Annotated in this window: 8 protein-coding genes; 5 read left to right on the plus strand and 3 right to left on the minus strand. The window is 67.7% G+C overall.

The window, feature by feature from the left end; translation table 11 throughout:
* The first annotated feature begins 23 nt into the window (after nt 1-23).
* On the plus strand, nt 24-356 hold the full coding sequence (locus PO768_RS17040) for a DMT family transporter (protein ID WP_272646999.1): 333 nt from the start codon (nt 24-26) through the stop codon (nt 354-356).
* A gap of 38 nt (nt 357-394) precedes the next feature.
* Nucleotides 395-1,078, plus strand: coding sequence for an NBR1-Ig-like domain-containing protein (locus PO768_RS17045; RefSeq protein WP_272647000.1), 684 nt, complete (start codon nt 395-397; stop codon nt 1,076-1,078).
* A 5-nt stretch (nt 1,079-1,083) separates the two neighbouring features.
* Here the strand turns inward: PO768_RS17045 and polA are convergent, their stop codons facing one another.
* The gene (gene polA, locus PO768_RS17050) at nt 1,084-3,849 is read right to left on the minus strand and encodes a DNA polymerase I (RefSeq protein WP_272647001.1); all 2,766 of its coding nucleotides are present in this window, start codon (nt 3,847-3,849) and stop codon (nt 1,084-1,086) included.
* A 52-nt stretch (nt 3,850-3,901) separates the two neighbouring features.
* On the opposite strand from polA, the gene PO768_RS17055 reads away from it, so the two are divergent.
* From PO768_RS17055 to PO768_RS17065, 3 genes are read left to right on the plus strand one after another with little or no spacing between them, the layout of a single operon-like run.
* Complete coding sequence (locus tag PO768_RS17055) at nt 3,902-4,195, plus strand: hypothetical protein (RefSeq protein ID WP_272647002.1); 294 nt, start codon at nt 3,902-3,904, stop codon at nt 4,193-4,195.
* A 44-nt stretch (nt 4,196-4,239) separates the two neighbouring features.
* Complete coding sequence (locus tag PO768_RS17060; protein ID WP_272647003.1) at nt 4,240-5,211, plus strand: homoserine kinase; 972 nt, start codon at nt 4,240-4,242, stop codon at nt 5,209-5,211.
* 5 nt (nt 5,212-5,216) lie between these two features.
* Entirely contained in the window at nt 5,217-6,053 is an 837-nt protein-coding gene (locus PO768_RS17065; protein ID WP_272647004.1) for a BPSS1780 family membrane protein, read from the plus strand.
* 13 nt (nt 6,054-6,066) lie between these two features.
* Here the strand turns inward: PO768_RS17065 and PO768_RS17070 are convergent, their stop codons facing one another.
* Nucleotides 6,067-8,445 carry a TonB-dependent siderophore receptor gene (locus PO768_RS17070; protein ID WP_272647005.1) on the minus strand — a complete coding sequence of 793 codons (2,379 nt, stop codon included), beginning with the start codon at nt 8,443-8,445 and terminating at the stop codon, nt 6,067-6,069.
* Between the two features lie 76 nt (nt 8,446-8,521).
* Nucleotides 8,522-9,374, minus strand: an 853-nt coding sequence (locus PO768_RS17075; RefSeq protein WP_272647006.1) for a FecR family protein, incomplete at its 5' end; no start/stop codon positions are given.

Genomic DNA, 9,374 nt, shown 5'->3' on the forward strand with positions numbered 1-9,374 from the left:
ACAGTCGGGAGAGGTACCTCATCATGAGTTCCCAGACTTTTGCTTGGTTGACCCTGGCCGCCAGTGTAGTAGCTGAAGTGCTAGGCACACTGGCCCTGCGTTATGCCGAAGGCTTCACACGGCTCCTGCCATCGCTTGCCGTGGCCAGCTGTTACGCGGGGGCCATCTGGCTGATGTCCATCACTGTCAAACACCTCGAAGTGGGTCTGACCTATGCGATCTGGGCGGGCGCCGGCACCGCCCTCACCGCGCTGCTGGGCATGGTCTGGTTCGACGAAGGTAGCTCGGCCTTGCGGTTGGCCGGGCTAGCACTCATCGTGATGGGCGTGATCGCCCTCAACCTCAGTGCTCGCTGAAAAGAGAACGCCATACTCGGTCACTCAAGCGACAAGCCATGTCGGGCGAAATTCTGCGGACACTGCTGCACCAGCGCGCGAGCGATCTGGGCAAGACTGTCAAAGCCATCGCCGCCGATGCCGGCCTGGCCAGAACCTACCTGTACAAGCTGGCGGCGGGCACGACGGTGGACCCGTCGGTAGGCACCCTGGCGCGACTGGCAGAAGCGCTGCAGATCTCGCCCATCGCCCTGCTTCGGCACTATATGCATCTGGGCGTATCGGATAACAGTCTCCTGGGCAAGGAACCGGGCGCAAGCCGGTCTCGGGGGCTGACTGCACCGGACGATGCCATCATGCTCAATGCCGACATTACGATACCTGACCACTCGGTGGTGCGAGGCGGCGAGGCATTTCGCAAGGTGTGGGAGATCCAGAACGTCGGTCGGACCTACTGGCGCGGCCGGCGTCTGATCCGGGCAGATCAACAATACATTCTGTCAACGACCGAAGTCGACGGCGCCCTCAAGCCGCTGGCACGGACTCATCTGTCAGCGCTGAATCAAGTCGTTCCGATTCCGGAAACGCCACCTGGGGCCTGCGTTCAATTGGTGGTCGACTTCGCTGCACCTCGCAAGAATTGCTCGGTCGCCTCCGTTTGGCGCATTCATGACGAAGTGGGCACACCTTGCTATGACTCTTCGTTCATTCTTCAGGTGGTCGTCACGGTGATCGACCAGTAACCTCATCAGTGCGCTTCATCCCAATTCGACCCGACGCCCACCTCGGCCAGCAGCGGCACCTTCAGCGCGGCCACGCCGGCCATCAGCTTCGGCACCTCGGTCTTGACCCAGTCCAGCTCTGCTGAAGGCACCTCGAACACCAGTTCGTCGTGCACCTGCATGATGATGCGGGTGGCCTTGCCCTCGTCGTCCAGCACCTTCTGCACCGCGATCATCGCCAGCTTGATCAGGTCGGCGGCCGTGCCCTGCATCGGCGCGTTGATGGCCTGGCGCTCGGCGCCGGCCTTGCGCGGCCCATTGCCACCCTTGATCTCGGGCAGATAGATGCGCCGGCCGAACAGGGTCTGCACATAGCCCAGCTCGCGGGCCGACTCGCGCGTAGCGTCCATGTACTGCTTCACGCCGGCGACGCGGGTGAAATAGCGGTCGATATAGTCCTTGGCCGCCTTGGTCTCGATGCCCAGGCTGCTCGCCAGGCCGAAGGCGCCCATGCCGTAGATCAGGCCGAAGTTGATGGTCTTGGCATAGCGGCGCTGCTCGCTCGTGACCTCGGCCACCGGCACGCCGAACACCTCGCTGGCCGTGGCCTTGTGCACGTCGATGCCTTCACCGAAGGCGCGCAAGAGGCCCGGGTCCTCGCTGATGTGGGCCATGATGCGCAGCTCGATCTGCGAATAGTCGGCGCTGACCAGCACATGGCCCGGCGGCGCGACAAAGGCCTCCCGCACGCGCCGGCCCTCGGCGGTGCGGATCGGGATGTTCTGCAGATTCGGATCGTTGCTGGACAGCCGGCCGGTCACCGCCACCGCCTGCGCGTAATTGGTGTGGACCCGGCCGGTGCTCGCATTGATCTGCAGCGGCAGCTTGTCGGTGTAGGTGCTCTTCAGCTTGGCCAGGCCGCGGTACTCGAGGATCTTGGCCGGCAGCGGGTAGTCGGCCGACAGCTTCTCCAGCACCTCCTCGTCGGTCGAGGCCGCGCCGGTGGCGGTCTTCTTGACGACCGGCAGGCCCAGCTTGTTGAACAGGATTTCGCCGATCTGCTTGGGCGAGCCCATATTGAAAGGCTGGCCAGCGATGTTGTAAGCCTCCTGCTCGATCGCGACCAGGCGCTGCGCCAGCTCATGGCTTTGCGCCTGCAAGCGAGCCGCATCGATCAGCACGCCGGTGCGCTCGATGCGACCCAGCAAGGCGCTGCTCGGCATCTCGATGCGCTCGTAGACAAAACGCAGGCCCGCATCGGCCTGCAGCTCGGGCCACAGCCGCTCGTGCACCTGCAAGCACATCTCCGAGTCCTCGCTGGAGTACTCGGCGGCCTTGGCCACGTCGACCTGCGCGAACGGGATCTGATGCGCGCCCTTGCCGCACAGATCCTCGTAGCTCAGGCCGCTGCGGCCCAGATAGCGCTCGCCCAGGGCGCCCAGGCCATGGGTCTTGTGGGCCTCCAGCACATAGCTCTGCAGCATGGTGTCGTGCTGCACGCCGCGCAAGGCGATGCCGTGGTTGGCGAACACATGGGTGTCGTACTTCAGGTTCTGACCGAGCTTGGCGGCGGCCTCGTCCTCCAGCCAGGGCTTGAGCCTGGCCAGCACCTCGTCCAGCGGCAGCTGCTCGGGCGCGTCCGGGCCGGCATGGCGCAGCGGGATATAGGCGGCCTCGCCGGGCTTGACGCTAAACGAGATGCCGACGATGCGGGCCAGCAGCGGCTCCAGCGAATCGGTCTCGGTGTCCAGCGCAGCCAGCGGTGCGGCCTGCAGCCGCGCCAGCCAGGCGTCCAGTTGCTCCCAACTGAGTATGGTTTCGTAGTGGCGGTCGGACGCGGCGGCCGAACTCGGCGCGGGCGCGTCGGCGAACAGGTCGCCGCTGGCCGTGGCCGGCTTGGCCTTGGCAGCCGGCGCCGCCGTCTCGCCCGTCAGCTCCTTCAGCCAGGTCTTGAAACCGTTGCGGGTGTAGAAATCCTGCAGACCGGCCTTGTCGACCTCCTTCAGCGCCAGCGCATCCAGCGCCGGCCACTGCGACACATGGCCGGCCAGATCGCAGTCCAGCTTGACCGTCACCAGCTTGCGGCCCATCGGCAGCCAGTCCAGCGCCTTGCGCAGGTTCTCGCCGGCCACGCCCTTGATCTTGTCGGCATTGGCGATCACACCGTCCAGCGAGCCGTACTCGGCGATCCATTTGGCCGCCGTCTTCGGGCCGACCTTGTCGACGCCGGGCACATTGTCCACCGCGTCGCCCATCAGGGTCAGGTAGTCGATGATGCGATCCGGGGGCACGCCGAACTTGGCCTGCACGCCGGCCACGTCCAGGGTTTCATTGCTCATCGTGTTGATCAGGGTCACGTCTTGCGTGACCAGCTGGGCCAGGTCCTTATCGCCGGTCGAGACGATGACGCTGTGGCCCGACTCGGCCGCGACACGCGCCAGCGTGCCGATCGCGTCGTCCGCCTCGATGCCCGGCACTTCCAGAATGGGCCAGCCCAGCAGCCTGACCACCTCGTGGATCGGCGCGATCTGCTCGCGCAAGGCATCGGGCATCGGTGAGCGCTGGGCCTTGTACTCGGGATACCACTCATCGCGGAAGGTCGGGCCCTTGGCGTCGAAGACGCAGACCGCATGTTCGGCGCCGATCTGCTCGCGCAGCTTCTTCATCATCGCCACCATGCCGTGGACGGCGCCGGTGGGCACGCCCTCGGGCCCGCGCAGATCGGGCATCGCATGGTAGGCGCGGTACAAATAGCTGGAGCCGTCGACCAGCAGCAGAATGGGTTTGCTCATGGGCAGCGATTGTCGTTCAAGCCACAAGAGCGGGCCGCCTTAGAATGGCAGCATGCACCGAATCCCCGCCCTCCTCGCCCTGCTGCTGGCCGCCGGCGCCCCGCTCGCTCATGCTGCGGACGCGCCCGATGCGCGCGTCCAGCAGATCGTCGTGGAGGACGACCATACCCGTGTCGAGGAACTGCGCGTGCGCGGCCAGGCCCAAAAGGTCACGGTCCAGAACAAGAACAGCAGGCTGCCGGCCTATGAGATCGTCACCGGCGACGGCAGCCGCGACCTCTCCGCCGGCTCCAACACCTCCCGTGGCGCCGCCGGCCAGCGCGTCTGGCGCCTGCTGGATTTCTGACCACCGCGCCCGCGCTAGCGGCGCGGCCGGCCACCTCTTCCGACATGGCAGTTTTTACCGAAGTCACGCACGAGCAGGCCCAGGCCCTCGTTGATCGTCTGAGCCTGGGCCAGGTCCAGGCCCTGCGCGGCATCACCGCCGGCATCGAGAACACCAACTACTTTCTCAGCACCGACCGCGGCGAGTTCGTGCTGACGGTGTTCGAGCGCCTGTCCTTCGAGCAGCTGCCCTTCTATCTGCAGCTGATGAAGCACCTGGCCACCCATGGCCTGGCCGTGCCCGATCCGCAGGCCGATGGCGGTGGCGCCATCCTGCACGAGATCGGCGGCAAGCCGGTGGCCGTGGTGAACCGCCTGCGCGGCGGCCACCAGCTGGCACCCGACGTCTTCCATTGCGAGCAGGTCGGCGCGGCGCTGGCCCGCATGCATCTGGCCGGCCAGGACTTCCCGCAGCACCAGCCGAATCTGCGCGGCCTGCCCTGGTGGGCCGAGACCGTGCCGGTGGTGCTGCCGCATCTGATGCCGGCTCAGGCCGAGCTGATACAGGCCGAGTTGAGCTACCAGCAGCAGCTCGCCGCCTCGCAAAGCTATGGCGAGTTGCCGCGCGGCCCCATCCATGCCGACCTGTTCCGCGACAACGTGATGTTCGAGGGCCTGCCCGGCCGCGAGCGGCTGACCGGCTTCTTCGACTTCTATTTCGCCGGCGTCGACACCTGGCTGTTCGACCTGGCGGTCTGCATCAACGACTGGTGCATCGATCTGGCCAGCGGCCGTCTCGATGAGCTGCGCGCCCAGGCCTTTGTCGACGCCTACGAATCGGTACGGCCGCTCAGCGGTACCGAGCACCGCCTGCTGCCGGCGCTGCTGCGCGCGGCGGCCCTGCGTTTCTGGATCTCGCGGCTCTGGGACTTCCATCTGCCGCGCGACGCCGCCCTGCTCAAACCCCATGACCCCGGTCATTTCGAGCGCGTGCTGCGCGAGCGCATCGCCGCGCCCTGGCACGCTATCAAGGCCTAGAAAAGATGTCCATGCTTTTGCATTTGCAAACCGTACCGGCCCGCAACGGCCTGCTGTGGGTGCGCCACGGCTTCAAGGTGTTCCAGCGCAAGCCGCTGGCCATCAGCGGCTTGTTTGCGATGTTTCTGTTCGCGGGCTTTGCCTTGCTGCTGCTGCCGGTGCTGGGTTCGATGCTGCTGCTGATGGCGCTGCCGCTGCTGAGCCTGGGCTTCATGCTGGCCACCCATCTGGTGCTGCAGAACCAGACCCCCACCGCCGCGGTCTTCATCGCGCCGCTGAAACTGACACCGCAGCGCCGCAACACCCAGCTGGCGCTGTGCGGCGCCTATGCGCTGACCACCGTGCTGATCATGCTGCTCAGCAACTGGGTGGACGGTGGCGCGTTCGAAGCCCTGCAACAGTTGCTGGCCAAGCCCGAAGCCAACGATCCGGCCTATGAGAAGGCCGTCGAGGCCGCGCTGGCCGAGCCGAGCCTGATGTGGGGCATGATGACGCGGCTGGGCCTGGCGGCCCTGCTCTCGGTGCCCTTCTGGCATGCGCCGGCCCTGGTGCACTGGGGCGGCCAGGGCGCGCTGCAGGCGCTGTTCTCCAGCACCCTGGGCATCTGGCGCAACAAGGCCGCCTTCGCGCTGAACGCGCTGGTCTGGGCCGGCCTGGTCGTCGGCCTGGCCCTGCTGGTCAGCCTGGTCGTCAGCCTCCTGGGCCTGGGCCAGCTGCTGCCGATGCTGGCCCTGCCGCTGGGCCTGTTCCTGTCCAGCGTGTTCTACGCCTCGCTGTACTTCACCTTCGTCGACTGCTTCATGTTCGGCGCACCGCGCGAGCTGCCGGGCGAGAAGGCCTGACGAGGCCCCGCCCTCACCAGCGATAGGCCAGCGTCGCAACCACGCTGCGCGCATCGCCCCAGTAGCAATAGGCCTGGCCGTAGCAGGAGGCCACATAGTTCTTGTCGAACAGGTTGTTGGCGGCCACGCGCAGGCTGCTGCCCTTCAGCGCCGGGCTGAGCTGCTGCAGATCGACGCGCAGCATCAGATCGACCAGGGTGTAGGGCCGCGCCTTGAAGCTGTTGTCGTCGTCGCCCCAGCTGCTGCCGACATGGCGGATGCCCGCCCCCAGCGCATAGCCCGGCGCAAAGCGCCAGTCGGCCCAGGCCGAGGCCATATGGCGCGGCGCCTGGTAGGGCGTGTTGCCGGTGTGGCCCGAGGCCGACTTCACATAGCTCATGTCGGTGAAGGTGTAGCTGGCCTGCAGCGACAGCTGCGCGCTCAGTGCGGCGCGCGCTTCCAGCTCCAGGCCGCGCGAGCGCACCTTGCCGGCCGGCACGTCGTAGTACTTGCCGACCGGCCGCGTTGCCACCTTGTCCTGGTTCAGCTCGTAGAGCGCCGCAGACAGCTGCGTGGCTGAATTCACCGGCTGGTAGCGCAGGCCCAGCTCGGTCTGACGCGACTCGGCCGGTGGCAGGATCTGGCCGGCCTCGTCATTGCGCACCCCCGGGTTGAAGCCGTCCGAGTAGCTCATGTACGGCGCCAGGCCGTTGTCGAAGAGGTAGACGGCGCCGGCCCGCTTGGTGAATTTGGAGCCCCGCCATTGCGCCGGACTGCCGGTGCCCATCAGGTTAGCGGCGCTGGCGCGGTCGTGGCGCCCGCCCAGGGTCAGGCGCCAGGCGCCCAGCGCCATCTGGTCCTGCAGGTAGACGCCGGTCTGCTCCAGCCGTCGATCGATATCCGCACCGCCCAGATCGCTGAGGCCTGGGTTGCCATAGCTGGGCGTGAAGACATTGATCGGGGTGGCATTGCCCCAGGACCAGCGGCCGTCGACGCGGCGCTTCTGGTAGTCCAGCCCGGCCACCACGGTGTGCTTGACCCGGCCGGTCTCGATCTGCCCTTCGAGCTGGTTGTCGACCGTGTGGCCGCGGGTCGACTCGTCGGCGCCGGAGTAATAGCGCGTCAGCGTGTCGGGACCGGCCCAGCCATAGCCATAGACCTGGCGCAAGGTCGTGTCGGCCGTCACATGGCGCAGATGCTGGCGGAACTTCCATTGCGGGTTGAAGTGATGCTCCAGCTGGTAACCGAGGAAGCGCTGGGTGCGGCGGTACTGCTCGACGCTGGGATCGCCATCGAAAAAATGGCGCGAGATGCGCCGGCCGTTGTGCGCCGTCGTCAGGCTGGCATCGACCGGCACGCCGCTGTGATAGCTGCCCTCGGGGTCATGCTGGAAGTAGGCCTGCAGCAGCAGCACCGTGTCCTTCGAGAGGTTGAGGGCCAGCGAGGGTGCAATGGCCTGGCGCTGCTCCTTGACATGCTGGAACTGCGAATCCAGGCCGCGCGCCAGCCCCATCAGACGGTAGGCGGCCACGCCCTGCGCGTCGACCGGCCCGGTCAGATTGAAACCGGCCTCGGCGCGGCCGCGGTTGCCCAGCGTCAGCTCCAGCTCACGCTGGGGCTGGAACTGCGGCGTCATGCTGGTCAGCGCGACGACGCCGCCCGGCGAGGCCCGGCCGTAGAGCACCGAGGCCGGGCCGCGCACGACGTCGATGCGCTCCAGGAAGAAGGGGTCGACCTGCATCGAGGTGTAGCTGCCCTGATCGCTGAGCAGGCGCAGCCCATCGAGCAGGGTGCTGTCGACGCTGCTGTCCTTGAAGCCGCGCAGCGCCACATAGTCGTAGCGGTTCGATGCGCCGACCAGGCCGGTGAAGGTGCCGGGTGTGTAGTTCAGTGCCTCGGGGACGGCACGAGGCCTCTGGTCCTCAAGCTGCTGCCTGGCGACGACCGAGATCGATTGCGGCATCTCCAGCAACAGCGTGTCGGTCTTGCTGCCCGCAGCACTGCGTTTGATGAGAGGGCCGCCCTCGCCTCCCGCAGCGGCCGCCCGCTCGGCCCGCGCACGCACGAGCGGCAAGGCCGGCGAACCCGCCGCCCTGACGATGACCGCCCGGCCATCGATGACGGCGCTCAGCCCGCTGCCGGCCAGCAAGCGATCCAGGGCCTGCTGCGGTGTCAGCCGCCCGGACACGGCCGGCGCCGATTTGCCCGCCACCAGCTCGGCCTGCACCATCAACTCCAGCCCGGACTGACGGGCCAGCTCGTTGAGCGCGCTCGCCAGCGGCTGGGCCACCATGCGGATCTGCGCCGTGCCGGGCGCCTCGCCGACCGGCTGGGCATGCACCCCGGCGATGGCCAGCAGCAGGGCCAGCGAGGCGGAAGGGAGTGGGAGTCGTCGAAGGAGTGTCGTTGTCATGAGATTGAATAAGAATTCTTCTCATGTAGACGCAGCAAGCGCCCGGCACCCCAGGTCGATCCGAAACTTTCTTTTCTCAGCGCGCGACGATCTCGACGACGCCGCCCTGCTCGCGCAGGCTCACCGCCAGCACCTGGGGCAGGATGCGGCCGAAGGTGTCCAAGCGCCGCAGATCGAAGCTGCCGCTGACGCGCAGCGCCGCAACGGCCGGGTCGCGCAGCACCCAGGGCACCGGACCGTAGCGCTCGAACTCGGCCAGCACGGCGGACAGCGGCATGTCGACAACGCTCAGCCGGTGCTCGCGCCAGGGCGCGATGCCGGCCGCCGCGACGACGCTGACCGGCCCGAGCCGGCCGGTGGCATCGCTGGCTATCTGCTGACCGGCCCTCAGCTCCAGCGTCGGCCCCTGCCGCGCGCTCAGTTGCACGCGCCCCTCCTCGACCGCGACGCTCGCGCCGCCATGGCCCGGCAGGCCCGGTGTGTGGCGCACCGCGAAGCGGGTACCGACCACGGTGATGCGCAGCGGTCCGGCCTGCACCTCGAACGGCCGCGCCGCATCGCCCTTGACCTCGAAAACCGTCTGCCCCTCGCGCAGGCGGACCTCGCGGCGCGAGCGGTACAGGGTCACCTCGGCGCGCGAGGCGCTGTCCAGGCGCAGCTGGCTGCCGTCGGGCAGGCTGACCTCGAGCTGCTGGCCGCTCGCGGTGGCGAACTGCTGAGCAAACACCGGCGCCTGCCACCAGGCCCAGCCCAGACCGCTGACGGCCATCAGCAGGCCGGCCAGCAAGGCGCCCGCCCACCGGCGCTCGTGCCGGTGCTCGCGCCTGCACACGCCGCGCTCGCTAGCCAGCTGGCGGCGCAGGCGCTGCACCCCGGCGCTTGGCAAGGCGTCAAGCGAGCGCCAGTCGCCCTGCCAGCGCGCCAGCGCC

This window comes from Paucibacter sp. XJ19-41 (genome assembly GCF_028462495.1).
In the GTDB taxonomy this organism is placed as follows: Bacteria; Pseudomonadota; Gammaproteobacteria; order Burkholderiales; family Burkholderiaceae_C; genus Roseateles_E.

What these genes read in the sequence shown, in the direction of transcription:
- PO768_RS17045 (WP_272647000.1), top strand. Translation starts at nt 395, where the DNA reads ATGTCGGGCGAAATTCTGCGGACACTGCTGCACCAGCGCGCGAGCGAT.
- PO768_RS17065 (WP_272647004.1), top strand. Translation starts at nt 5,217, where the DNA reads ATGTCCATGCTTTTGCATTTGCAAACCGTACCGGCCCGCAACGGCCTG.
- PO768_RS17060 (WP_272647003.1), top strand. Translation starts at nt 4,240, where the DNA reads ATGGCAGTTTTTACCGAAGTCACGCACGAGCAGGCCCAGGCCCTCGTT.
- PO768_RS17070 (WP_272647005.1), bottom strand. Translation starts at nt 8,445, where the DNA reads ATGACAACGACACTCCTTCGACGACTCCCACTCCCTTCCGCCTCGCTG.
- PO768_RS17055 (WP_272647002.1), top strand. Translation starts at nt 3,902, where the DNA reads ATGCACCGAATCCCCGCCCTCCTCGCCCTGCTGCTGGCCGCCGGCGCC.
- PO768_RS17040 (WP_272646999.1), top strand. Translation starts at nt 24, where the DNA reads ATGAGTTCCCAGACTTTTGCTTGGTTGACCCTGGCCGCCAGTGTAGTA.
- polA (WP_272647001.1), bottom strand. Translation starts at nt 3,849, where the DNA reads ATGAGCAAACCCATTCTGCTGCTGGTCGACGGCTCCAGCTATTTGTAC.